We start from the raw sequence: 24693 nt of genomic DNA, 5'->3' as shown, positions 1-24693 counted from the left end.
TGCCTTTGCGTCACTTTCCACGGTGGCAGTAGTTGGGCTAGGAGGCTTTAGTGTCTGCCATCATTCAGGCTTTTAAGGATGCGGATCTTCGACGCAAGATTCTGTTTACGATTCTGCTGATCGTGATCTACCGCGTCGGTGCCCAGATCCCTTCGCCGGGTGTGGACTACCAGAATATTTCCGGACGGCTCCATGAGCTGACACAAGAAGATGACAGCCTATATTCCGTCATCAACCTGTTCTCTGGTGGTGCGTTGCTGCAGCTATCGATCTTTGCGATCGGCATCATGCCGTACATCACGGCGTCAATTATTTCTCAGCTTCTCACCGTGGTGATTCCTCACTTCGAGCAGTTGAAGAAGGAAGGCCAATCCGGCCAGGCGAAGATGACTCAGTACACCAGGTACATGACCCTGGCATTAGCACTTCTGCAGTCTGCTGGCATCGTGGCACTGGCTGATAGGAACCAACTTCTTGGGCAAGGCGTGGAAGTTTTGGATCCGGATCGCACCGTATTCGACCTGATCCTTCTGGTTACGGTAATGACGACCGGCGCGATCCTTGTTATGTGGCTCGGCGAGCTCATCACGGAAAAGGGCATCGGTAACGGTATGTCCTTGCTCATTTTTGCTGGTATTGCGACGCGTTTGCCGTCCGACGGTTACCGCATTTTGCAGGACAACGGTGGAGTCGTTTTCGCTGTGGTCTGCGCGGCTGTTGTCGCCTTGGTCGTTGGCATTACGTTTATGGAGCAAGGTCAGCGACGCATCCCTGTGCAGTACGCAAAGCGCATGGTTGGTCGGCGCCAATACGGCGGATCGTCGACGTATTTGCCTCTGAAGGTTAACCAGGCTGGTGTTATTCCAGTGATCTTCGCATCGTCGCTAATTTACATGCCGGTGTTGATCACGGAAATCGTGAACTCTTCGAATCCGACACCTCCAGATAACTGGTGGATGCGCAACGTCATCGCCAACCTACAATCGCCGTCATCGTACGTCTACATCCTGGTATATGTGACGCTCATTATCTTCTTCTCGTACTTCTATACCTCGATTCAATACGATCCGCACGAGCAAGCTGAGAACATGAAGAAATACGGCGGCTTCATTCCTGGAATCCGCCCGGGACGGCCAACAGCGATGTATCTCAGCTTCGTGATGAACCGCTTGTTGTTTGTCGGTTCCATCTATCTGGCATTTATTGCCATCCTGCCAAACCTCGCGCTTGACATGGGGGTCGGTTCACAGGATTCCGCCGGTATGACTGCATTCGGCGGTACTGCTATCCTGATTATGGTATCCGTGGCGTTGACCACAGTGAAGCAAATTGAATCCCAACTCTTGCAATCCAACTACGAAGGGCTGCTCAAATAATGCGATTGGTACTCCTTGGCCCAGCCGGAGCCGGAAAAGGCACTCAGGCTGAAATTCTCAGTGAGAAGCTGAATATCCCACACATCTCTACTGGCGACTTGTTCCGTGCCAATATTTCGGAGGGAACCCCTTTGGGCGTCGAGGCCAAGGAATACATTGACGCGGGCAAGTTGGTGCCTACCGACGTCACTGCCCGGATGGTGGAATCCCGCCTGGAAGAACCGGATGCCGATGAGGGCTTTCTTCTCGACGGTTTCCCTCGCACTGTCGAACAGGCCGAAATTTTGGAAGACCTGCTGGCGAAGAAGAATCTGCGGCTTGATCATGTCATCAACTTTGAAGTCTCCGAAGAAGAAGTAATCGAGCGGATGAAAGCTCGTGGCCGCTCCGATGACACGGAAGACGTGATTCGTACTCGGCTTCAGGTCTATCGCGACGAAGTGATCCCCCTGATTAAGCACTACGGCGATGATGTCATCAACGTGCAAGCCGAAGGCGAAATTGACGAGATTAACCAGCGCACCATGTCCGCGTTGGGGAAATAAGTAGCTCAGCGCATATTTTTCCGTAAGGCGCCGCATACACGCGGTACCGATTTTTCACAAAAGGACGCACTTTCCCATGAACTCCCGTAAATTGCTCGCCGGCATCGTCGGCAGCGTCGCGATGTTGGCTTCGGCTCTCTTCCCGACAGCATCCGCTCACGCACAAGGTCTCCCCGGATCTTCGGAGATCGCGAACAACTTCCAGGCCCCGGCCCTCCCAGATTTTAACCAGTTGGTTCAACAATTTGACCAACGCAACCGTGATGGAGCCTGGGAGCTTCGCAATCAATTGGTACACCAGGCGAACACGTTGAATCCGCAGTTTGGTGGGGGAGTTGCGCACTCCATTGACCAAGCACTCGACGTTGTTTTCCCTGGGTTGGTAGCGCAAAAGCAAGAAGCAGCCCGCGCTGCCCAAGGCCCAGTCGAACCCATGACTCCTGCTCCGGCGCGCGGACCGCACATCGATACTGGAGCATGTCCAGCCGACGCTCGGGTCTGTGTGGACATCGATGGTCGTCGTACTTGGTTGCAAGACGGGCATGGCAACGTGACGCACGTGGCGTCTGCCATGGCACCTGGTAAACCAGGCCAAGACACTCCACGCGGTACATTTAACGTGAACCGTAAGGTGAAAGACGAGATCTCGTACGAGTTCAACAACGCTCCAATGCCGTACGCGATCTATTTCACGAATAATGGTCACGCGTTCCACGAGGGATCCCCGGCATATGATTCCGCCGGTTGTGTTCGTTTGCCGAACCAGGATGCGATCGCTTTTTGGAACCACCTGAACATCGGAGACAAGGTATTCATTTACTAGTATTCATCTACTAGTAATCAATTGCTCGTTTCTAGCTGCCTTCGGTATTTCCAGCATTTGCTAGTATCGCGGCAGATTGGACGTAATCCCGACTCCTGGCAGATCCCAAGTTCCGCATTTCCTACCTCGTTAGTGCGTCAGGTTAGCGCGTCCGCTAGCAAAAGTTTGTTTTTGCTGATAGCGCTCTGTATAGTTGGGATCTGGTCTGTCAAAGCTTTACCGTGATGCTGTTTACGCAGCTAACGAGCACTGACACCGGCCATGGCCGGTGTTTTGTCATTTGCACAGCAGTGCAGATTTTCCGAGTACAACAGGCCAAAGAAGCAATAGACAAGCAATCGGCGCAGCCGTGGCTGTGCCAGGAAGCCGGAGGATATGGCTAAGGAAGGCGCAATTGAGGTAGAAGGACGGGTAACCGAGCCTTTGCCAAACGCAATGTTCAAAGTCGAGCTAGACAACGGACATGAGGTGCTTGCTCATATTTCGGGTAAGATGCGCCAGCACTATATCCGTATCCTCCCAGAGGATCGGGTCGTTGTGGAACTGTCCCCATATGACCTGAACCGTGGCCGCATCGTCTATCGCTACAAGTAAAGACTGTAAGCCTCCCTACTCAAAACAATTCGCCCGCAGGTAATGCCGCGGGCATATTGTTCGTTCACCTCAGGCCGCGGTGGCCGGAGCCTGACATGTCGTGCAAGGCACCATGCGCATAGCAGAAATCTGCTACCGGCAGAAATGTTTTGTCACAACCTGAATCAGGGCGGGTAGGGAGAAAACCACCGCAAATACCCCGAAAGGACTCGCCTTATGGCACGTCTCGCTGGTGTGGATCTCCCACGCAATAAGCGTATGGAGATCGCTCTCACCTACATCTACGGCATCGGTCCAACCCGTGCCGCCGAGCTGCTGGAAGCTACCGGCATCTCTCCTGACTTGCGCACCGACGCTCTCACCGATGACCAGGTGTCGTCGCTGCGTGACCAGATCGAGGCTCAGTACACCGTCGAAGGTGACCTTCGTCGTGAGGTACAGGCCAACATCCGTCGCAAGATTGAGATTGGAAGCTACCAGGGTCTGCGCCACCGTCGTGGCCTGCCTGTCCGTGGTCAGCGCACCAAGACCAATGCACGTACCCGTAAGGGTCCAAAGAAGACGATCGCAGGAAAGAAGAAGTAGTTTATGCCTCCAAAGACTCGCTCTGGCGCACGTCGTGGCCGTCGCGTCGTAAAGAAGAACGTGGCCCACGGCCACGCCTACATCAAGTCGACCTTCAACAACACCATCGTGTCGATTACCGACCCAGCCGGTGCCGTTATCGCATGGGCTTCGTCCGGACACGTCGGTTTCAAGGGCTCCCGTAAGTCCACTCCATTCGCCGCACAGATGGCCGCGGAAAACGCTGCCCGCAAGGCAATGGATCACAACATGAAAAAGGTCGATGTTTTCGTTAAGGGTCCGGGCTCTGGCCGTGAGACCGCTATTCGTTCCCTGCAGGCAGCAGGCCTTGAGGTCAACTCCATCACCGATGGCACTCCGCACCCATTCAATGGCTGCCGCCCACCGAAAAAGCGTAAGTTCTAGGGGAAGGAAGAGGTTTAAGAAATGGCTCGTTATATTGGCCCCGCAACCCGCATATCTCGCCGTCTGCGCGTCGACCTAGTCGGCGGAGACTTGGCATTCGAGCGTCGTCCTTACCCACCAGGACACGCCGGACGCAACCGCATCAAAGAATCTGAATACCTGCTGCAGCTGCAGGAAAAGCAGAAGGCAAAGTACACCTACGGTGTTCTGGAGCGTCAGTTCCGTCGCTACTACACCGAGGCGAACCGCCTGAACGGCAAGACTGGTGACAACCTCGTCATCTTGCTGGAGTCCCGTCTGGACAACGTCGTCTACCGAGCAGGTCTGGCAAAGACTCGCCGTCAGGCACGTCAGCTGGTTTCCCACGGACACTTCACCGTGAACGGCAAAAACATCGACATCCCGTCCTACTCGGTCACCCAGTACGACATCATCGACGTTCGCCCACGTTCGCAGAAGATGCAGTGGTTCGAAGAAGCCCAGGACGCCCTGGCCGACGCCGTCGTTCCGGCTTGGCTGCAGGTTGTTCCTGAAACCTTGCGCATCCTCGTGCACCAGCTGCCCGAGCGCGCTCAGATCGACGTTCCGCTGCAAGAACAGCTCATCGTCGAGCTTTACTCGAAGTAATCCAGCTTCATATCCTCAGCTTTTCTTTCCTTATTGTTGTCCTAACCGGCGTCAAATAGCGGGCGCCAAAGGAGAAAATTCATGCTTATTTCACAGCGTCCCCAGCTGACCGAAGAATTCATTGATTCTTCGCGCTCCAAGTTCGTCATCGAGCCACTGGAGCCGGGCTTCGGTTACACCCTGGGTAACTCGCTGCGTCGTACGCTGCTGTCCTCGATCCCTGGGGCTGCGGTTACTTCCGTGAAGATCGACGGTGTCCTGCACGAGTTCACTACCATCAACGGCGTAAAGGAAGACGTTTCGGAGATCATCCTAAACGTCAAGGACCTGGTCCTTTCGTCGGATTCCGACGAGCCTGTCGTTATGTACGTCTCCCAGCAGGGCGCCGGCAACATCACTGCCGGAGATATCCAGCCACCAGCTGGCGTGGAGATTCACAACCCGGATTTGCACATCGCATCGCTGAACGACGACGCCCGTTTCGAAATGGAACTCGTTGTTGAGCGCGGACGTGGCTACGTTCCGGCTGCCCCAACTTCCGGAGACATCGGACGCATCCCGGTAGACCAGATCTACTCGCCGGTGCTGAAGGTGTCCTACAAGGTTGAGGCAACTCGTGTTGAGCAGCGTACCGACTTCGATAAGCTGATCATCGACGTCGAGACCAAGAACTCGATTACTGCCCGCGACGCCCTGGCTTCGGCCGGCGGCACCCTGGTAGAGCTGTTCGGCTTGGCCCGTGAGCTCAACACCCAGGCAGAAGGCATCGAAATCGGACCATCCCCACAGGAGTCCGAATACATCGCAGCCTACGGTATGCCGATCGAGGATCTGAACTTCTCCGTTCGCTCGTACAACTGCCTGAAGCGCCAGGAAATCCACACCGTTGGTGAGCTCGCAGAGTGCACCGAATCGGATTTGCTGGATATCCGCAACTTCGGCCAGAAGTCGATCAACGAGGTCAAGATTAAGCTGGCGAACCTGAATCTGACTCTGAAGGATGCCCCAGAAGACTTCGACCCAACTGTGTTGGAAGGTTACGACGCAGAAACGGGCGACTTCAAGGATCCCGCAGAAGATTCCGAGTAAAGCGCATATGTTCTGGCGAGATTAGGTTCCAGCGCTTGAGCAATATCGTCGCCTCTGTTGGCTCAACGGTTTCCGACGATGGCCCAAGCCTGTACAGCCGAAATCTCGCACCGCGCTCATTGAAAATTAACGAGGAGAAACACTATGCCTACTCCAAAACGAGGCGCCCGAATTGGAGGCTCGGCTCGCAACCAGCGTCACATTCTGTCGAATCTGGCCGCTGCTTTGTTCGAGCACGACTCCATCAAAACCACCGACGCCAAGGCTAAGCTGCTGCGTCCATACGCAGAGAAGCTAATCACCAAGGCTCGTTCCGGCACCCTGGCTGACCGTCGCGAAGTACTCGCACAGGTTCCACAGAAGGATGCCGTAGCCCGTCTGTTCAACGAACTGGCTCCGAAGTTCGAAAAGCGCGACGGTGGCTACACCCGTCTGGTGAAGCTCGAGAACCGCACCGGTGACAACGCTCCAATGACCCAGATCTCTCTGGTGCTGGAAGAGACCGTTACCGCTTCCGCAGAGCGCACCACGAAGGCTGCTGCTGCGAATGTCGACACCGACTCCGCTGATCCATCCGACGAGTCCACCATGGACTCCGAGGGTGCAGGCACCGTTGATGCCGGCCAGGATTCCGACGAGAAGTAATCTCGCGGCTTTCTAGCGATGGGGCAGTGGTTGGGCCTTATATCGGCGCAACCACTAGCTCGCCAGCTTCTTCCTGCAGCCGGCGAAAGATGCCTTGCTGTAGCAAAGATCACTAAGCTCTATTTTCTCGATGAAGAGGAAATAGAGCTTTTGTGCATTAAAGTGAAATCATGAAACGCAACGAATCGAACCAAGACCGTGGAATCCGTGCCGTACTCGGCATTATTGCTTTGCTCGTTGGGCTGTTAGCTGCCGGCGGTTTCCTCCGCGCACTGTTGATCATCGTCGGCCTTGTTCTGGTCATCACCGCAGCAGTAGGCTTCTGCCCGTTGTACCGCCTGCTGGGAATCAACACCTGCAAAGTGTGGCGGTAACACATACCGGCGGTAACAACGTACAGCGTTAATAACGCACGGTATTAAGATAGTTTGGCGTTAACAACGTAAAACGCTCACCTAGAGCCGGTCCCGACTCCCGCATCCGCCGGCCTAGCCTAGGCGGGCCTAGCCTAGGCGAAGGCGGGAGCACGTCTGCGTCCGCGCCGCCGCAGCGACATTGCGCCGAGCGCCGCCATCAATAGCAGGGCATAAGCGAGGGTGATTGCCACAGCCGCGGGGATGTCGATGCGATACGCGCTCCAGAATCCCACCACGCTGCCTAGCAACGCAATCACGACGGAACTGCAGAGAATTTGGCTGAGCATAGACATGCCTGGTATCCGAACGGTGACAGCGAAGATGCGCCCGGTAGCCGCAGGCAGTACCATCATCGCGATCACCAGCATTACTCCGGCGGCGTAAAAACTTGCAGTCACCGTCAAAGAGGTTAAGGCAAGCGTCGTCAAGCGCAACGCCCGTACCGGTACGCCAGCGACGGTGGCCGCCCGCTCGTCGAAGGCACAAGCTCCAAGCAGGGGCAGTAGCCAGCCGACGAAGACGATATTCGCCAGCATGATCGGCACCAGCGTCCACAGATAAGACGGTTGCGACAGTGCGGCGAGATTGAGATTGCCCACCAACACGGTGTGCACGTCGAAATGCACGTTCGAGAAATTCAAACTCAGTAGCACGATCCCAACGGCGAACATGCTGGGAAAGACCAATCCGAGTGCGCCGCCTTCTGCGATTAACCCGGTATCAGCCAGCCACCTCGTGCCCAATGCCACCAGAAATGCCGCGGCTCCTGCGAATAGGACAAGTAATGGGGATTGCACCGAGCCGGAAATCAGCGCGCCCACGACGATTCCGGGCAGTACGGCGTGGCCCATGCCGTCGAGAAGCATTGCATCTTTGTTTGCCACCACGATCACCCCAGGAATTGCGCAGGTAATAGCGGTAACGACGGCCAAAATACTGACGGTGACGACGAAACTCATTGGGAAAACACCAATCCGCGCTTAGGAGCGAAAACCAGGGATATGAGGGCGAAGAAGGCCTGCACGACGGCGATCAGAGGGCCAGTCGGGATCGAGCCAACGACCACCGCCAGGTAGACCCCGATCAAGCAACTAGCAGCACCGATCAATGCGGCAAGGACCGTGACGACGCCGAGCTGATTCGACCATTGCCGCGCGGCCACGCAGGGGGCGATGACGAACGAGACCATCAAGATCACGCCGACGACTTTGATGCCGTTGACGACCACTAATGCGAAAGCGGTCATGGCGACGACGTGTAGCAGGCGGGTGCGTACTCCGGAGGTTGCGGCGAAGGTGGGGTCGAAAAGCCAGCATTTCAGCATGGGGAACCACCAGATGAGTCCGCTGAGAATAACCAGGCTGAGTACGACGGAAATCCGTAAATCTGCGATGGTTACCGAGCTAGCATTACCCAACAGATAGTCCTGAATTCCGCCTTTGCCGGGTAGCGGCTGTTTGGTGATGATGAACAACCCCAGCATGCCTAAGGCAAAAGACACGCTAAGTGAGATGGCCATGCCGGTATCGACGGACAACGGCGTGTGATGAAATAACCAGTGGGACAGCCCGACGGCTAGCAACGCGGTCAGTAACGCACCGGTCGCTAAAAACAGCGGGTTGCGCGTCGGCAAGTTAAGGTACGCGGCGATAAGAAACGCGAAGGTGATTCCCGGCAAACTGGCGTGGGAAATCACATCGGAAATCAGTGCTTGCTTGCGGAAATACACCACGGGGGACAGTGCACCGGCTGCAACGCCGATGACCATGGTGCCGAGCACCGCCATGAGATACGTGTGGGTGGTCAGCAATTCCCATGGCGTGATCATGACACCGACCTGCGATCCCGCGTGAGGTTCGCGGAGAAGTTACCCGGCAAATTATAGGCGTCGCTGATGGCGGTATCGGTGAGAGTTTTGTGCGTTGGTCCGTTCGCGGATACCTTGCCGTTGGCGAGCAACGTCACGTGGTCGCAGTATTCGGCGACTTCCGCCAGGTTGTGATGGACCATGATGATGGTGGTCCCAGCCTGGTGTAGCTCGCGGAGGATGTCGACGATTGTTTCTTGGCTAAAGGCGTCGATGCCCTGGAAGGGCTCATCGAGGACCAGCAGCTCCGGGCTGTTGACGAGCGTGCGCGCTAATAGTGCGCGTTGCCTCTGCCCACCGGAGAGCGCGCCAATCGCAGCGCCGGAATATTTCTGCAAGCCGACGGCGGCAACGGCCTTTCGCGCGGCTTTTTTATCTGCCGAATTTGGCCACGGCCACCACGAGCGTTTGCTGGCAGTACGCCCCATCAAGGCGACGTCCAGGACAGTGGCTGGAAAATCCCAGTCCACCTGCTGGCTTTGTGGCATATAGCCGAGATCCGTCCGGATGGCGCGCAGCGGCTTGCCAAAAAACTCCACCTGTGCCTGCCCCCGGGTCGCTTTGGGTAATAAACCCAGGCAGGCCTGCAGCAACGTGGACTTGCCGCTCCCGTTTGCGCCGACGATGCCGGCGAAACTACCGCGCGGGATTTTGACGTCCAGCTCATCCAAGATGACGCCGGTGCCGTAATTGACTGTCAGGTCACGTACTGACAATGCAGTGGTGGTAGTGGGGGCGGGTGCAAGCATGGCGGTCTCCTGGAGGGTGGTCGAAACCTTGATTAACTTGGTTATTGGGGCCGGTTTACTTCAGTGCGGCAGCGATGGCTTCGAAGTTGTGGCGGAATGCGCCAAGGTAGGTATCAACTGGGGCTTCGGCTCCGAGGCTGTCGGCGAACAGTTCCTCATCAGAGATTTCGACATCCCAGCCGCGCGCGGCGATGGCTTCGCTCAGTGCATTGATGGCCTGTGGGTTGACCTGGTTGTCGTGGAAGATCGTCGGAACCTTGGCTTCTGCAATCTTTTCGGCCAACTCATCGAGTTCGCTGGCGGATTTTTCGGCCTCGGTGGAGACGAAGTCGGTGGCTTCGACGTCGAGGTCGTAGGTATCGCCGAGGTAGTTGAAAGCATCGTGACCGGTGACCAACAGGCGGGAAGACAAATCGCCGAGAGCTTCTTTGGCCTCTTTATCTAGGGCTGCGATCTCGTCGGTGTATTTGTCCGCGGCTTCGTGGTAGGCCTCGCTGCCGTCTGGGTCAATCTCGGAAATGTGATCGGCTACGATGTCGACGACTTCCTGCCACAGTTCTGGCGAGTTCCAAATGTGTGGGTCGTATTCTGGTTCGCCTTCTTCCTCTGCTTCTGGCCACGGCAGCAGCTTGGATTCGTCGAGCTGATCACCAACGGCAACTTGCTTATCGCCGAGGGCTTCTAGCTGCTTATCCATCTGGGCTTCGAGGTGCAGGCCATTCCACAGCACGACATCGGAGTTTTGCATGGTGTCGATGTCTTGCGTGGTGGGCTGGTAGGTGTGTGGGTCGCCGCCAGGGCCAACCAGGGTGATCACTTCTGCGTCAGGGGCGATCTGCTGCGCGGCGTCGGCAAGATAGCCGGTGGTGGCGAAGATGGTGAGTTTGTCGTCCCCGCCGTTGCCTGCGCCATTCGCACTTCCCGCGGCATCGGAACCGGCGTCGTTGCTGCAGGCGGCCAGGGTGATCAGGCTGATCAAGGCGGTGCCGACGGTAGCGGTGGTGCGCATGGATTTACGAGTCATAGGGTGCCTTTCTAGATGTTTCTAGGATATTGGGAGTCTATTTTCTATGAAACCGTGCCGAAAAGTTCAGCAACATGGATATTAAGAATCCTAGACAGTGGAACTCGATTCTTCAACTATATTGTTACTCTCACCTGCCCCGATGGTGACACCGCGTACAACTGCCAGCTAACATAAACCCATGCATATTGGTGAGCTGCCGCAACGAACCCAGGAATATCTGAAATTGCTGTGGGGGATCTCCGAACGCGCTGGTGAGTCCGGCGGTCAGGCGTCGGTAAGCCTGTCGGAGTTGTCTCGTCGTGCGCAGCAGAAAAACTCCACGACCTCCGAGGCCATCAAGCGCTTGCAGTCTCGTGGTTTGGTTGAGCATGAACCGTATTCTGGGGTGCGGCTCACCGAATTGGGCGCGCGGCTGGCAGTCACCATGATCCGTCGCCACCGTTTGATCGAAACCTTCCTGGTGGAAACGCTCGGCTACACGTGGGATGAGATTCATGCCGACGCCGATTTGTTGGAGCACGCAGCCACGGACCGCTTCATCGACCGCATTGATGAGCTTTTGAACTTTCCGACCCGCGACCCGCACGGTGATCCGATCCCCTCCGCCGACGGGCGTGTGGAAGATCTCGGTGTCATGAGCCTAGCCGAGTGCACTCCGGGCCTGCCGGTAATCATTGAACAAGTCAACGACGAAGACCCTGAATTGCTGCGCTATCTGGCTGCACATGGCATCGCGCCGGGTTCTAAGGTGTGTGTTACCAGTCCGTCGGTGGCGGGGTTGGTGCACGTGCAGGTGCTCACCCCGATAGTTGAAGAACCGATTGGCGACCCGGTGGCTTTGGCCATCAAGGCAGCCGCTGATGTCAAAATTAGTGTGGCCGATGATTCGCTTGCCGACGACCACGGCGCCGGTGACAACCCGGTGACAACCCGATGACGATGAGTACCGATGACCACTAGTTCTGCACAGTCCCGCGAAGAGGCCCGCGAGCTGGCCCACGAAGAAACCCGCGAACTGACCCGCCTGCGCATTGACCTGGCCTATGACGGCACGGACTTTCACGGTTGGGCCCGGCAAAAACCCCAGGATGGCGAAGAACTGCGCACCGTGCAAGGCGTTATTGAAGATGCCTTGTCCTTGGTCCTGCGTGCTCCGCTGCAGCTGACGGTGGCTGGGCGCACGGACGCGGGGGTGCATTCGGCGGGACAAGTATGTCACGTCGACGTGCCGGTGGATTCGCTGCAGCAGCGCTCGATTGATGGCCAGCCGCACAAGCTGGTGCGACGTCTGTCGCGATTGTTACCGGATGATATTCGCATTAATGCGGTGGAATGCGCGCCCGCGGGTTTCGATGCCCGGTTTTCCGCGTTGCGCCGTCACTATGAATACCGTGTGAGCGCGCACCCGGGTGGGGTGCTGCCGACGCGGGCGCGGGATACCGCGTTGTGGGGTGCGCCGGTTGACCTCGCTGCCATGCAGGATGCCGCCGACGCGTTGGTGGGGTTTCATGATTTTGCTGCTTTTTGTAAGGCGAAGCCGAATGCCACCACGGTGCGTGATCTGCAGGTGTTTCAGTGGGAAGATGTTTCTACTGCTACCGAGCCTGCGACGTATCTCGCGCGCGTGGTTGCTGATGCGTTTTGCTGGTCGATGGTGCGCAGCCTCGTCGGCACGTGTTTGCAGGTTGGGGCGGGCAAGCGTGATGTGGATTTCACCGCGGCGTTGTTGGGGCAGGATTCGCGTAGTTCGAAAATCCAGGTAGCGCCCGCGAATGGGTTGAGTTTGGTGCGGGTTGATTATCCTGCCGACGACGAGCTGGCGGCGCGTGCCGTCGAGACTAGGCAGCGGCGTGAACTGTGATGTAGCATACTAGCGTCTGTCAGATTTTCGGGGAGGGGATCTTTCTAGTGAGCTTTGGCGACGGGGAGAACCAGCAGCAGCCAGATCGTGGCGGGGCCCGTAGTTCGGGATCGGGGCCGAACACCATGCTGCCGACGACGAAAGCGCAAGTCAGTGGGCATAAGTTTTTGCGTCGCCGGGTGGAACATGGGGTGGTTACTGGCGATATCCGGATGATTCATGATCCGTTGGCGACACGTCGGCGTGCGTTGATTTTTGGCACTGTCGCCACGGTGCTCATCGGTGCTGGCGCTGGCGTGTTGGCATGGTTGTCGCCGGAACCGGACCCGGGCGATGCTGTGATTGTGCGCAGTGAGCACGGGCAGCTCTACACGCTGCTGGATGGGCGCTATCATCCGACGACGAATCTGGCTTCAGCCCGATTGCTGGCTGGCAGCCCCGAGGACCCGGTGGCGATCGGGGCGGACAACCTTGCGCAGCGCCCGCACGGCATCCCGGTGGGCATTGTGGATGCACCAAATAATTTGCCTACTGCTGATGATCTTGCCGACGCCGCAGCTAGCGGCGATACTGGTGCCTCTGCTCCCAGCCCGTGGGCAGGGTGTGTAGATTTCGCTACCGGCGCGTTGAGCGTGGTCGCTGATAACCCGGAAGAAGCATTCTTGCTGGATGCCGTCGACGACGATGCCGCCGCACTCGTCGAACACGAAGGTGCACAGTGGCTGGTCAGCGCCGATGGTCGCGTAGAAATCCCGGATGGTGCAGATGAGTTTTCGCGTGCCGTGCGGCGTGGTCTGGGACTGGGCCAAGACTCTGCGGTGTGGCAGGCGCCGTCGGAATTGCTCGCGAATTGGACAGCAAAGCCAGCTTTTTCTGTGCCACCGGCCGAAGAGCTTCCAGAGGTCTTAGAGGTAAAAGCCCCAGCCCCGGATGGCGATCAGTGGTGGGCGTTGCTTGGGGCTGGTGACACCCCACAGGAAGCCCACGGAATCATGCCGTTAAGCCAGCTAGAAGCGCAGATCTTGCAGGATATGGGTGCACAATCGCGCCGCACGGAGTCTGCTGAGGTGCACCGTTACCCGGATGCGCAACCAGCGGCTGTGAACTGGAATTTGCCTGAATTCAGCCCGGATTTGCTTGACGACGCTCACGGCCAAGTATGTGCTGGCGGCAAGGGAGAATTAGTGGTGCTGAATCATGACGCAGAGCCTGCTCCCGATGCCGAAGCCTCGGATCCGGTCCAGGTCAGCACAGTAGAAATTTCTGGTGCTGCGGCCGCGGATTATTTTGTTTCTACGCGAACCTTCAGCCATGGTGTTGCCAGCGAGCACGGCTATCACGTGTTGACGCCTTCGGGTCGGGTACATGATGTCGATGGTGCAGAAGCTATGCAGGCTGTGGGTGCACCGGTGGTGCAGGATGAGCTGCTCGTGGAAGAAGTTTCCTGGGACCTGTTGCGTCTTTTGCCAAACGGCCCGGGTCTGGACGAGCGCTCCGCGCGGCAAGCTCGGGAATAGCCTGGCCGTATTTAAACCCCTTACGCAGTGACTACGTCTGCTCGTTTCTCCGCATGCGTGCCGAAATCCCGAAGGCCAGCACGGTGACAATAAGCGCGCCGATGAGTACCACAACGGCCAGTGCCACCAGGCTTCGAGCAGTGACCAGGGTTTCATTACCCGGTGGACCGGCCATTACCATGCGCGGCTGAGCGACAGCAGCCTGGTCATGCTCGGAGGGCGCACCAGTGTTGCGAGCACCGTCAGCAGCGTCAGCACCGTCGCTACCGTCACCAGCAGGTGCTGCCAGACCCAGACCCGGGGCGGGGTGAGTGAGCACGCGCACCGGGTCGATAAAACCATGCTGTGGGTAGCTAGCAGCAGCCAAAAGCTCTCGGATTTCTGCTGCACTGGCATGCGGATAGCGTTCCCGCAACAAAGCCACGGTTCCGGTCACCACCGGGGCCGCGAAACTCGTGCCACGCAGCCCGGATGGCTGCCCATTACGAATGATCCCGGCCGCCCAGGCCTGCGAATTTGGTGATAGTCCAACGGAAACTTGGCCCGGCGCGGACAGCGCCACGTCGTTCGGTCCGCCGGCGTCGTGCGCGGCATCGCCGGCATCCTCGCTACCCCTGCTACCTGCGCCAGTCGGGTGACCAGGCTGCGGCATGGAATATTCGGCGTGCTCGTGTGGGGTGGCGAGTGCACCGACGGTAATGACGGTTTCGTTGTTTCCTGGGAATACGACTGAGCCGCGTTCGCACCCCTGCCCGGCATTGCCGGCGGCAGCGACGACGGGAACTTGCTGGTGTTCGGCGCGGGCGAGCGCGTCGTCAAGGGCTTGTGTGCGTAGATGCTCTGCGTGTTCCGGTGGCATGCAGGAAACCACCGAGGCGTTGATGACCTGCGCGTCATGGTCAAGCGCGGTATGGATGGCCTGGGCAAAACTGCTGAGAGTTCCGGTGAGCTCTGCTTCCTCGGCATCGGGTGCGTGCTGTTGGCCTGGTGTGTTGTTCGGCTGGCGGGAGCTGTAGTGCGCCGAGGATTGCCGGATGGACAGGATCTGTGAGTTCGGTGCGACGCCTGATTGATCGGCGCCGATGATGCCTGCGACGATGGTGCCGTGCCCGTCGCAGTCGAGCAGCGGGTTGTTCTCAGCTGGCGAGACCAAATCCGCGACCGGTTCTACGTGCAACTGTTCGTGGTCGAATACTCCGGTGTCGATGACTGCCACGCGTACCCCGGCTCCGGTGGCGAATTGGTGGGCGGCGCGGTAATCCGTGCCGACGGTGAGCGGTTGTTGGTGGGGTGCGGTCTCGGATCCTGGCTGTTCGGCGTGGCCGTGATGGCCCGGCGCAGAACCAGGGGAGCCGCCAAAAGCATCCTGCCAGGGTCCCGAAAATTCAGCCTCGGCTCCCGGACCCGCCCGGTTTGGTGCCGGAGCCACAATCGGGTCAACGCAGTCAACGGTGCGGCGGACCTCAACGTCGTCACGAGTCTGTGCCTGCGCGGTCGCGGAACCCGTGCTGCCTCCAACCGGGGAGAACACAATGCCATGCAGCCCGAGCACACCCGCGGTGCTGGCCGCTAGAACCTGTTGTATTTTCTGCATTAACCCAACCCCCGAATCATGGCGAATACTCCGATGACCTGCAGAGCCAGTGGTAAGCATGCGGCAACGGCAAGCGATTCTAACCGTTCCAGCCACACCATTGTGGTCGGTTCCAGGTTTCGTACTTTTGGCGCCCACACCGGGCTTGCCGACGCCGCCACCATGACCACCAGCGCCACGCCGATCGCGCCGGGCTGGTCTAGTCCGGCCCAAATGCTGCTACCAGTGGCAATAACCGCGGCTGCGACTACCAGCAGCAATGCCCACACCGCTGCACCGTGGTGGTGGCGGGCGGCATGTAAACAGACCGCACCAGCTACTGCGAGGCACAGCATCTGTGCAAAAATTTCGCCTTCCGTGCCCACTGCCAGCAGTGCGGGAACCACCGTGGCCGCATTGCCGCTGACGATTCCTGCGTGCACATCGTGGGTGCGCTGGGCTATTGCGAGGGATTTTTCTTCGGCCGACCGCGTCCGCGCACCAGCATGGTCGGTGGTGGATAACTCCTGCCCGGCGGTGGGCAAGCGCGGAATAGGAATGCCGGACAATTTCGTCGCGAGCATCGGCGCGAGTGCTAAACCGAGAACCCCGCACGCGATGAGTGCGCCTGCAAAAGCGCTGGTAATGCTTGCCGACGGCAACGACAGCGCAGCACTAGCCAGCACGAGCAATACCGCCGCGGTTGTGAGCGCGGCGACCACGCGCATGGATAAAGCGCGGTAAACGATCATGAGCACCAGCAATAATGCTGCCACCGCCACGCCGGATAATAACGCCCATGCGGTATCGGCAGCGGAAAGTTCTGCTAACAGATCCGCTGGTGCTCCGGCAGGCTGTAGCCCCCAGGCAACGAGAAAACCACCGGCCAGTCCGGCGGAGATGATCGAAGCGAGTGCCACCGCAGCACTGTCACCACCGACAGCCTTGTGCCGCATGCGCTGCTGCCACGGCACGATAACCACCCCGATAAACGCAGCCACCGCAAACGCCAGCCACCACCACGCCAACCCGGCGGTCAGAAGTGCTGCCCCGGCTTGCGCAGCAAGTACCACCGCCGACAGCTGCTGACCAGCGCGATTGCCGTGAGCGGTGGCAGCCAGCGATTCCGCAGAATCCCGCACCACCGGCGAGCGCAATTCCGCACGTGGATGCACCAGGATGGTGTCGCCGTCGGCAAGCCCAATTTCTCCCACCGGCGAGCCCATATCCAATGGTTGGCCCACCACGGTAGACGCCTGCCACGGCTTGGAAATTCGCGGTGCCTGGCACAGCTGGGTGCAGCGCGGCAATAACTCCAGAATCGACGCGTGCCGCGGGATTGCGACATCGACCTCGCGGGAAAATTCCCCGACAACAAAACACAAAGACACACGCAAACACTGCGTGATAGACATGAGATTCCCTCCCGAAAATTCCCCTCCCGAATGCGGGTACGCAGTCGTTGGGGACGTACCCGCGACCTACAGCACCCCCATGCCGCAATTGTGACCTACAATGTGGCCTGTGTCTAATGCTCGGGGGAAAGACATAATTCGGGGAGGGGTTATGAATTCTGCGCGTTTAAGCGCCACAGAAGCGAGCAATACCGCCGCTATTAACCAAGCAGCCAGCGATAACGCTGCCGCGGCTGCCGATATGCGGACGCTGAGCACAGGCCCGCAGGAGTTTACGGTGGAGCCAATCACGCAGGCGCAACGCGATCCTTTGCCGCCACTACCGCAGGGCAGCCTGAATATCGACGCGGTTCCGGCCGCACAAAAACCACAAGCAGTGCCGATGTTGCGCATCCTGCTGCCGGTGGTGATGATCGCGGTGTTGGTGTTGCTGGTCGGCGTGATGTTTTTCGGTGGTGGTTCGGTCAGTGGGGTGGGCATGTCGCCGATGCTGCTGATCTTTCCGCTGATGATGGTGATGTCGATGGCGATGCTATTCATGCCGCAGGGCCAGCAGGCCGACGCCGATGACACCCGCCGGACCTACCTGCGCCACTTGGATGTCATCCGGGATAAAGCAGAACGCAACGCCGATAAGCAGCGTGCACACCAGTTGGCCCGCCATCCGCACCCGGAAGATGTGCATGCACGGCTGAGCACCCGACGATTGTGGGAGCGCAGTGGCGATGACGACGATGTGCTGCAGGTGCGACTGGGGCTCGGCGAGGCGGAGCTGTGCACCCCGGTAGAAGTCAGCGAATCGGGTGCGCCGGAAGATCTGGACCCGGTCTGTGCGGTGAGTGTGCGTCGTACGGTTGACCAGGTCTCGCAGGTTGCGGAGCTGCCCATTGTCGTCCAGTTGCAGGCTTTTGGCTGCATCGGGTTATCGGGTATTCGGGCGCGCGCACTGGCTCGTGCGTTGCTGGCGCAGCTGGTTGTCCATCATGGCCCGGATACCGTCGGCATCAGTGTGGTGGGCAGCGGCGATTCACATAATTGGGAGTGGCTGAAGTGGCTGCCGCACACTCGCAGGCCGGAGGATGCGCAGTATCGGATTTTGCTGGTCGACGACGTACCCACCACCGGTACCGAGGAGTTTTTGGTCGACGACGAGTGGACCACCATCATCGATATCAACTCGCGGAGCACCACTGCGCTGGGCATTCGTGCCGAAATGGAAGGCCTAGTGCTGTTTGCCGACGACGAGCTGGCGGTACAAACTGAAGCTGGCTTGGAAAAACTTGGGTTAGCCGATGGGCTTGCCGACGGCCAGTTGCGCGCATTAGCCAAGGCGCTGGCGAAATATTCTCGGCCGTATGCTACCGGCGGTACGGGCGAGGCCACGCGCAATGAGATGGGTTCGCTGCTCGGGATCGACGATCTGCGGCAGTTAGATCATTCCACGATGTGGCCAGAACGCGAACGCGACGATCGCCGCCTGACCGTGCCGATCGGCCTCGGGCCGGACAAAACCCCGGTGCAGCTGGATTTGAAAGAATCCGCGCACGGCGGCATGGGCCCGCACGGTTTATGCATCGGCGCTACCGGCTCCGGAAAATCCGAGTTGTTGCGCACATTGGTCACGGCGTTGGCTGCCACCCACAGCCCGGAAGAACTCAACTTTGTGTTGGTTGATTTCAAAGGTGGCGCGACTTTCTTGGGGTTGGACTCTTTGCCGCATACCTCTGCCGTGATCACCAACTTGGAAGACGAAGCCGTGCTGGTGGACCGCATGTTTGACGCCCTGTCCGGTGAGATGAACCGGCGCCAGGAGGTGCTGCGTAAGGCTGGCAATTTCGCCAACGTCGGCGAGTATAACCAGGCGCGCCGGGGTGGCCGGGACGATCTGGAGCCTTTGCCTGCTCTGGTGATCATCGTCGATGAGTTCTCTGAGTTGTTGGGGCAGTTCCCAGATTTCGCGGACCTGTTCGTGGCCATTGGTCGCCTGGGGCGTTCGTTGCACGTGCATTTGTTGTTGGCTTCGCAGCGGTTGGAAGAAGGCCGGTTGCGTGGGTTGGATTCCCATTTGTCGTATCGCATCGGCCTAAAGACGTTTTCGGCGATGGAATCTCGTCAGGTGTTGGGCAGCTCTGATGCATATCATTTGCCTGGTCAGCCCGGTGCGGGATATGTGAAAACGGATGCGGAAGAGTTGCAGCGCTTTCAGGCGGCCTACGTTTCTGGCCCGTTGGAGGTTCCGGCACAGGTCGGCGTTGGAAGTTCCAGTCTCGGCAGCTCAGGTAGCGCCGGGGGCGGTCACACAGGGGACGGTCACTCGGCGGATAGCCACACGCAGCAGAGTGCGGCCGACAATCCGGGCCTGCAGGTCCGGGAATTTCACAGTTGGGCCGATATTGACCGTCCGCTAGCGTCGGAGCACGATCCGGCCGCGGATTTCGCGGGCGAATCGGAACTAAACGAAGCCGTGGAACCACGGGGCGAACTGGAGCCTGCCCATACGGTAGAACCAGCAGAGACGGTCTCACGTGCCGACGCCCGCGAGTCCGCAGGTACCACCATGGACGCTGTGGTCAATGCAGCGGTGGCCACAGCGCGCACCCGCGGCCAGGAAGCCCACCAGATTTGGTTACCGCCGCTGCCGAAATCCATTGAGCTGGCCAGCGTTGCGGAAAGCAGCAGTCATCTCACCGTGGGCATCGGAATTATCGACCAGCCGTATCACCAGCGCCAAGACTTGCTGGAGGTTGATTTCGCAGCTCACGGTGGCCATGTCGCTTTGTGTGGTGGCCCGCAAATGGGCAAATCAACCGCCCTGCGCACGATGGTGGCATCACTCGCTGCGACCCATTCCACCGCAGAGGCACGTTTTTATGTCATCGATCTTGGTGGTGGCCAGCTAGAAACCCTCGCACGGCTGCCGCACGTGGCCGGGGTTGCTGGGCGTCATCAGCCAGAACGCCTGCGCCGCATCGTGGATGAAGTCTCTGGTTTGCTCAGCGATAACACCCAAGCCCACAGCATGGCGAAAACCCAGCAGCAGACTTTCCTGGTTGTGGACGGGTGGCACAATATCGGCACTTCTACCGCGGAGTTCGATGACCTCGCCGAACCAATCACCCAGATTGCCGCTGATGGTCCGAGCGCTGGCATTCACCTGCTGGTTGCGACCCCGCGGTGGAACACGTTGCGCCCGGCGATCCGCGATCTCATCGGCACGCGCCTGGAGCTGAAACTTGCAGAATCCATGGATTCGCTGTGCGACCGCAAAATGCAGGACAAACTGCCCGCACTGCCGGGCCGAGGCCTCAGCGTCGACAAGAAATACTTGCTCATTGCGCAAAGCTCGAACCAAGACTTGGCACATATCGCCGCAGTCAGTGCCGAGCGTGGCGACGAACCAGTCGCTGCCCTGCGCGTGTTGCCGGAGAAGCTCGAGCGCACAGAACTTACAGCCGCTGGCAGTCTTGCCGACGCCGAGCCCTCCGGTACTGCTGCGGTGTCGGGCTTGCCGGTTGCGGTGGGTGGGCCGCGGCTGTCCACGCTGGCCTGGGATCCGTCGACAAGTGATCATTTCTTGTGCGTGGCTGCGCGCGGGATGGGCAAAACCACCACGCTGCGCACCGTCATGGCTGGCATTAGCGACTTAGGCCGCGAGCAAGCACGCATCGTAATGATCGACCACAGGCGCGCACACCTGGGCACGGTCCCGCAAGACATGCTGGCGGCCTATTCGCACTCTGCGCCGCAGACAGAAAAGGTCCTGGCCGATGCCGTGACGACGTTGCGCCAGCGCCTGCCATCGGCAGAAATCTCGCCGGAACAACTTGCCCGCCGTGATTGGTGGGACGGCCCGGAGATTTACCTGGTGATTGATGATTATGACTTGGTCGCCGATAACGTCTTGCACCCACTGATCGAATTGATTCCGCATGCCCGCGATATCGGAATGCACCTGGTGATTGCACGGAAAGCAGGTGGGTTTAACCGCGCTGCATTCGGTCCCGTGCTCTGCGCGATACGTGATTCCCAGCCGTGCGTTGTGGTGCTGGGCGCCGACAAAGACGATGGCCCATTCTTTGGTATCAAGCCCGCGCCCCACCCGTCGGGTGGCCCGCTTCCGGGGCGCGGTATGTGGCATGACGACGGTTCGACAATCGGCACCTGCCAGGTTGCTGTTCCCGGTGCTGATTTGGAGGTAGAACCATGATCCGGGCAGACTACGAACCTGAAAACCAGTCGCTGAATTCGGGTACGCAGTACTCCGTTGCGCAGGTTTCGGTGTATTTCTACGACGATGCCACGGTCTTCGGCATCGCTGGCACCGAGGAGACCATCGTGCGCTATGACTTGCCTGCGCGCGGAATCACCGAAGGCTGGACGGTATCTGCGGTAGTAGACCAAACCGAGGCGATGGCCGAGGAAAACTGGCCAGATATCTGTGTAGCGATTTTTGCGGACGATGCCGACGTCTACGACGATTTCGCTCGTGTGCTCACCCAACACGGGGCACGTGTTTTCACAGGTGATCTGGATGAATCATCAGAAGGCGCTGCAAGTACGGATGCAGAATACGACACAGAATCTGCAGATCCGGATACAGGGCCACTAGCCGCAGTTTCGACATCACAGGGAGGGGCACACGCTGCTGCGGAGCGCCGCGGAGACGATGCTTTTGCTGCTGCCCGCGCCGGGGTCAACCAGCGTGCTGCAGAAAAACAATCGGTGGGGTCGAATTTTGTGCAGCTGGTTGCGCGGAAGCCGAAACGTCACCGGCATGCGAAGGCTGGGTGGCGGCCACGTCCGTTTCAGATTCTGGTGGCTGCAGGTATTGCGGTGACTAGTCTGTCCGGTTGGTGGGTTGTGGATCGTTATAGCGGTGCCGATGAGGACGGTGGTGTCGGCGATGGCGGTGCAGTGATTACTGCCGATGCTGCTGGTGATCGTTCTGACGGCGATGCTTTTGGCGGCGATGCCACTGCAGAGATCCCACAAATGGTGCACGAACATTCTGGGTTACGCCTGGTCACACCGCGTGGTTTCGTGATTGGGGATAGTTCGCAGCCCGGGGTGTTTGCAGCGACGGGGGAGGACCCGAATCTACGTATCTACGTCACTACTGATCAGTTGCATGACGACGCCGCAGCTCAGATCGATCATGACGCGGTATTGACTGACATTATGCAGACGGTTAAAAGCAGCCCGGACTTGCAAGAAGGGCGCCGTGAACACGAACCACGCGAACAAGTGCGATATGTGGAAAACCCGGGTGATGGATCGCGTATTGCCTGGACTAGTTGGGTGGAAGGAAACCATCAACTAACCGTCGGGTGCCACAGTAGGCACACAACAACAGAGAAGCAGAAGCAGGCATGCGAGCTGGTCGTTGGCAGTTTGGAGCGAATTTAAAAATTATTTTCGCGTATCGGGAACCGAAGTTGGTTACGCACAGTCCAATGACAATGAGAGCGATGAGATGACGACGGCACAGTGCCGGGATCTCTTATCGTTCGGGCACAATTGTTCAGTTTTCTCAACCGGGGAGGGATTTTCTATGGCACAGCAATTTGCCACTGAAGCAGATGTCATGGTCGCCACCGCTGGCCGTGTCGATACCGTCAACAATGAGGTGCAGTCTGAGCTGACGCGTCTGCAAGGCACGGTTGATGGGGTCCGTGCTAATTGGCAGGGCGCGGCGCAGGTCTCGTTTGACAACCTGATGCAGCGTTATCAGCAATCCGCGAACGAGCTGCAGAATGCGCTGGCTTCTATCAGCGACAATATCCGTAATAACGCGCACCACTTTGATGACATGGAAGCGCAAAACGCGCAGGCGTTCAAGAACGTTGGTGGTGGAGGTCTGGCTCTCTAACACCAACGTCGTACAGCAACGGCGTTATCTCGCGAGTGCTACTGCGTGAGCAGTACCGCGTGAGCACTGTGTAAGAACTTTGTGAGTATTTAACAGTTCCGTGAGCAAGACGGACGAAGAGAAAGGCGAACTCAATGTCACAGATCAAATACCAATTCGGCGCCATCCAGGCTACTGCGGCAGATATTAATTCCACCTCTGCCCGTATCAATGGGCAACTCGATGACCTGAAAGCACAGCTGCAGCCGATGGTCTCGACGTGGGAGGGTGAATCAAGCATCGCTTATCAGGAGGCACAAGCCCGTTGGGACCAGGCTGCGGCCGAACTTAACCAGGTTTTGGCGACTATTTCTCGCACCGTGACCTCAGGCAATGACGCCATGAGCGATGTCAACCGCGCAGCGGCGGCCTCCTGGAGCTAACGGCTGGTCTGATTTCCACTCTCTTCTGCGTGGTGCACTCCCGTATTCGTTGCGGGAGTGTTTTTCTCTGCGGACATAGGTTGTTATAGCTGCGTGTTTCCAGTAAAGTTTGTTAGCTGTGTGCCCTGCTGGCTCATCTGCGGTGTTCCCGTGAAACACGATCAGTGCTTTGACGCGGACATTCTGTGAGGCGGCAACACTATCTGCAGGTCTCCACCGGCCGCTGCGGGGTAGTGCTGAGGCATTCGATAGATGTTGGCCGGCAGTCCAAGACAGACTTTCAAGGAGTCATTGTGTCTACATTCCACCCAAAAAGTGGTGACATTACCCGCAAGTGGTATGTCATCGACGCCACCGACGTGGTGCTGGGTAAGCTTGCTTCCACCGTCGCAGACGTCTTGCGCGGTAAGCACAAGCCACAGTTCGCACCAAACGTTGATACCGGCGACCATGTCATCATCGTCAACGCTGACAAGGTTCACATCTCCGCGAATAAGCGTGACCGCGAGATGCGTTACCGTCACTCCGGCTACCCAGGTGGTCTGAAGACCATGACCCTTGGTCAGTCCCTGGATAACCACCCGGAGCGCACCATCGAAGAAGCTATTCGTGGCATGATGCCGCACAACAAGCTTTCCGGTGAATCCATCAAGAAGCTCCACGTTTTCGCTGGTTCCGAGCACCCATACGGTGGCCAGAAGCCAGAAAAATTCGAATTTAAGCAGGTGGCACAGTAATGACTGATCAGAACTTTGAAGAAAACACCGTCGCTGACGCTTCCGATATCGCTGCCGCAACCGCAGCTACTGAGCAGTTCACCAACACCATCGGTGATTCCCTGGCTCCGGAAGCTTCCGACGAGGTAGAAACCGCTGCTCCAGAAATCCACGAGGGCCCAATCCAGACCGTCGGTCGTCGTAAGCGCGCCGTCGCTCGTGTTCGCCTGGTGGAAGGCTCCGGCCAGATTGTTGTCAATGGTCGTAGCTTCGAGGATTACTTCCCATCCAAGCTGCACCAGCAGGACATCATGACCCCACTGACTCTGCTCGAGCGCGAGAATCAGTTCGACATCAAGGTCACCCTTCACGGCGGTGGCCCAACCGGTCAGTCCGGTGCACTGCGTCTGGCTATTGCCCGTGCATTGAACGTTTACAACCCTGCTGAGCGTGACCAACTGAAGAAGGCTGGCCTGCTCACTCGTGACGCTCGTGCCGTGGAGCGTAAGAAGATTGGTCTGCACAAGGCACGTCGTGCCCCGCAGTACTCCAAGCGTTAAGTTTCTTTTACG

25 protein-coding genes are annotated in these 24693 nt (G+C 58.4%); 19 read left to right on the top strand and 6 right to left on the bottom strand.

The features are described from left to right. Nucleotides 1-50 precede the first annotated feature (50 nt). The 10 genes from secY (at nt 51) to ACP8MI_RS08915 (ending at nt 7063) form a co-directional block, all read left to right on the top strand. Nucleotides 51-1376 carry a preprotein translocase subunit SecY gene (secY, locus tag ACP8MI_RS08960; RefSeq protein WP_018121280.1) on the top strand — a complete coding sequence of 442 codons (1326 nt, stop codon included), beginning with the start codon at nt 51-53 and terminating at the stop codon, nt 1374-1376. Further along, a complete protein-coding gene (locus ACP8MI_RS08955; RefSeq protein ID WP_018121279.1) occupies nt 1376-1921 on the top strand; it encodes an adenylate kinase in 546 nt (181 codons plus the stop codon). Before secY ends, ACP8MI_RS08955 begins: the two co-directional genes overlap by 1 nt. Nucleotides 1922-1997: 76 nt before the next feature. Further along, nucleotides 1998-2744 (top strand): L,D-transpeptidase, encoded by a 747-nt coding sequence (locus ACP8MI_RS08950; protein WP_053084878.1) that lies wholly within the window; start codon nt 1998-2000, stop codon nt 2742-2744. A 375-nt stretch (nt 2745-3119) separates the two neighbouring features. Then, nucleotides 3120-3338, top strand: a complete 219-nt coding sequence (gene infA, locus ACP8MI_RS08945) for a translation initiation factor IF-1 (RefSeq protein WP_018121277.1) — start codon at nt 3120-3122, stop codon at nt 3336-3338. A gap of 216 nt (nt 3339-3554) precedes the next feature. Beyond that, on the top strand, nt 3555-3923 hold the full coding sequence (gene rpsM, locus ACP8MI_RS08940; RefSeq protein ID WP_018121276.1) for a 30S ribosomal protein S13: 369 nt from the start codon (nt 3555-3557) through the stop codon (nt 3921-3923). Between the two features lie 3 nt (nt 3924-3926). Then, nucleotides 3927-4328: a 30S ribosomal protein S11 gene (gene rpsK, locus ACP8MI_RS08935; RefSeq protein WP_018121275.1), complete on the top strand. Its 402-nt coding sequence runs from the start codon at nt 3927-3929 to the stop codon at nt 4326-4328. Nucleotides 4329-4349: 21 nt separating this feature from the next. Next, the gene (gene rpsD / locus ACP8MI_RS08930) at nt 4350-4955 is read left to right on the top strand and encodes a 30S ribosomal protein S4 (RefSeq protein ID WP_049148436.1); all 606 of its coding nucleotides are present in this window, start codon (nt 4350-4352) and stop codon (nt 4953-4955) included. An 81-nt stretch (nt 4956-5036) separates the two neighbouring features. Next, entirely contained in the window at nt 5037-6044 is a 1008-nt protein-coding gene (locus ACP8MI_RS08925) for a DNA-directed RNA polymerase subunit alpha (RefSeq protein ID WP_018121273.1), read from the top strand. Between the two features lie 144 nt (nt 6045-6188). Next, a complete protein-coding gene (rplQ, locus tag ACP8MI_RS08920; protein ID WP_018121272.1) occupies nt 6189-6689 on the top strand; it encodes a 50S ribosomal protein L17 in 501 nt (166 codons plus the stop codon). 170 nt (nt 6690-6859) lie between these two features. Beyond that, complete coding sequence (locus tag ACP8MI_RS08915) at nt 6860-7063, top strand: YgaP family membrane protein (protein WP_049148438.1); 204 nt, start codon at nt 6860-6862, stop codon at nt 7061-7063. 134 nt (nt 7064-7197) lie between these two features. Here ACP8MI_RS08915 and ACP8MI_RS08910 read toward each other — a convergent pair whose 3' ends face one another. From ACP8MI_RS08910 to ACP8MI_RS08895, 4 genes are read right to left on the bottom strand one after another with little or no spacing between them, the layout of a single operon-like run. Beyond that, on the bottom strand, nt 7198-8064 hold the full coding sequence (locus ACP8MI_RS08910; protein WP_049148439.1) for a metal ABC transporter permease: 867 nt from the start codon (nt 8062-8064) through the stop codon (nt 7198-7200). Next, on the bottom strand, nt 8061-8933 hold the full coding sequence (locus ACP8MI_RS08905; RefSeq protein WP_049148440.1) for a metal ABC transporter permease: 873 nt from the start codon (nt 8931-8933) through the stop codon (nt 8061-8063). The genes ACP8MI_RS08910 and ACP8MI_RS08905 overlap by 4 nt, the downstream gene beginning before the upstream one ends. After that, entirely contained in the window at nt 8930-9721 is a 792-nt protein-coding gene (locus tag ACP8MI_RS08900; RefSeq protein WP_239212285.1) for a metal ABC transporter ATP-binding protein, read from the bottom strand. The genes ACP8MI_RS08905 and ACP8MI_RS08900 overlap by 4 nt, the downstream gene beginning before the upstream one ends. Nucleotides 9722-9776: 55 nt before the next feature. Then, nucleotides 9777-10745 carry a metal ABC transporter substrate-binding protein gene (locus ACP8MI_RS08895; RefSeq protein ID WP_284589931.1) on the bottom strand — a complete coding sequence of 323 codons (969 nt, stop codon included), beginning with the start codon at nt 10743-10745 and terminating at the stop codon, nt 9777-9779. Nucleotides 10746-10926: 181 nt separating this feature from the next. On the opposite strand from ACP8MI_RS08895, the gene ACP8MI_RS08890 reads away from it, so the two are divergent. From ACP8MI_RS08890 to eccB, 3 genes are read left to right on the top strand one after another with little or no spacing between them, the layout of a single operon-like run. Next, a complete protein-coding gene (locus ACP8MI_RS08890; protein ID WP_239212287.1) occupies nt 10927-11685 on the top strand; it encodes a metal-dependent transcriptional regulator in 759 nt (252 codons plus the stop codon). Nucleotides 11686-11697: 12 nt separating this feature from the next. Continuing rightward, nucleotides 11698-12609: a tRNA pseudouridine(38-40) synthase TruA gene (gene truA, locus ACP8MI_RS08885; RefSeq protein WP_284589932.1), complete on the top strand. Its 912-nt coding sequence runs from the start codon at nt 11698-11700 to the stop codon at nt 12607-12609. A gap of 47 nt (nt 12610-12656) precedes the next feature. Next, nucleotides 12657-14126 carry a type VII secretion protein EccB gene (gene eccB, locus ACP8MI_RS08880; RefSeq protein WP_284589933.1) on the top strand — a complete coding sequence of 490 codons (1470 nt, stop codon included), beginning with the start codon at nt 12657-12659 and terminating at the stop codon, nt 14124-14126. A gap of 31 nt (nt 14127-14157) precedes the next feature. Here the strand turns inward: eccB and ACP8MI_RS08875 are convergent, their stop codons facing one another. After that, nucleotides 14158-15720, bottom strand: a complete 1563-nt coding sequence (locus ACP8MI_RS08875) for a S8 family serine peptidase (RefSeq protein ID WP_284589934.1) — start codon at nt 15718-15720, stop codon at nt 14158-14160. Continuing rightward, a complete protein-coding gene (gene eccD, locus ACP8MI_RS08870) occupies nt 15720-17114 on the bottom strand; it encodes a type VII secretion integral membrane protein EccD (protein ID WP_284589935.1) in 1395 nt (464 codons plus the stop codon). Before eccD ends, ACP8MI_RS08875 begins: the two co-directional genes overlap by 1 nt. 151 nt (nt 17115-17265) lie before the next feature. On the opposite strand from eccD, the gene eccCa reads away from it, so the two are divergent. The 6 genes from eccCa (at nt 17266) to rpsI (ending at nt 24681) form a co-directional block, all read left to right on the top strand. Further along, the gene (eccCa, locus tag ACP8MI_RS08865; protein WP_284812947.1) at nt 17266-21321 is read left to right on the top strand and encodes a type VII secretion protein EccCa; all 4056 of its coding nucleotides are present in this window, start codon (nt 17266-17268) and stop codon (nt 21319-21321) included. Further along, nucleotides 21318-22520 (top strand): type VII secretion-associated protein, encoded by a 1203-nt coding sequence (locus ACP8MI_RS08860; RefSeq protein WP_049168268.1) that lies wholly within the window; start codon nt 21318-21320, stop codon nt 22518-22520. Before eccCa ends, ACP8MI_RS08860 begins: the two co-directional genes overlap by 4 nt. Before the next feature lie 145 nt (nt 22521-22665). Further along, nucleotides 22666-22983, top strand: coding sequence for a WXG100 family type VII secretion target (locus ACP8MI_RS08855; RefSeq protein WP_284589987.1), 318 nt, complete (start codon nt 22666-22668; stop codon nt 22981-22983). A 134-nt stretch (nt 22984-23117) separates the two neighbouring features. Next, nucleotides 23118-23405: a WXG100 family type VII secretion target gene (locus ACP8MI_RS08850; RefSeq protein ID WP_284589988.1), complete on the top strand. Its 288-nt coding sequence runs from the start codon at nt 23118-23120 to the stop codon at nt 23403-23405. Nucleotides 23406-23698: 293 nt separating this feature from the next. Further along, the gene (gene rplM, locus ACP8MI_RS08845) at nt 23699-24142 is read left to right on the top strand and encodes a 50S ribosomal protein L13 (RefSeq protein ID WP_018121608.1); all 444 of its coding nucleotides are present in this window, start codon (nt 23699-23701) and stop codon (nt 24140-24142) included. Continuing rightward, a complete protein-coding gene (gene rpsI / locus ACP8MI_RS08840; RefSeq protein ID WP_018121607.1) occupies nt 24142-24681 on the top strand; it encodes a 30S ribosomal protein S9 in 540 nt (179 codons plus the stop codon). Before rplM ends, rpsI begins: the two co-directional genes overlap by 1 nt. Nucleotides 24682-24693: the final 12 nt, after the last annotated feature.

The organism is Corynebacterium sp. LaCa_70, assembly GCF_058182015.1.
The sequence above is the reverse complement of the archived record's forward strand: the minus strand, read 5'-3'. Positions and strand labels throughout refer to the sequence as shown.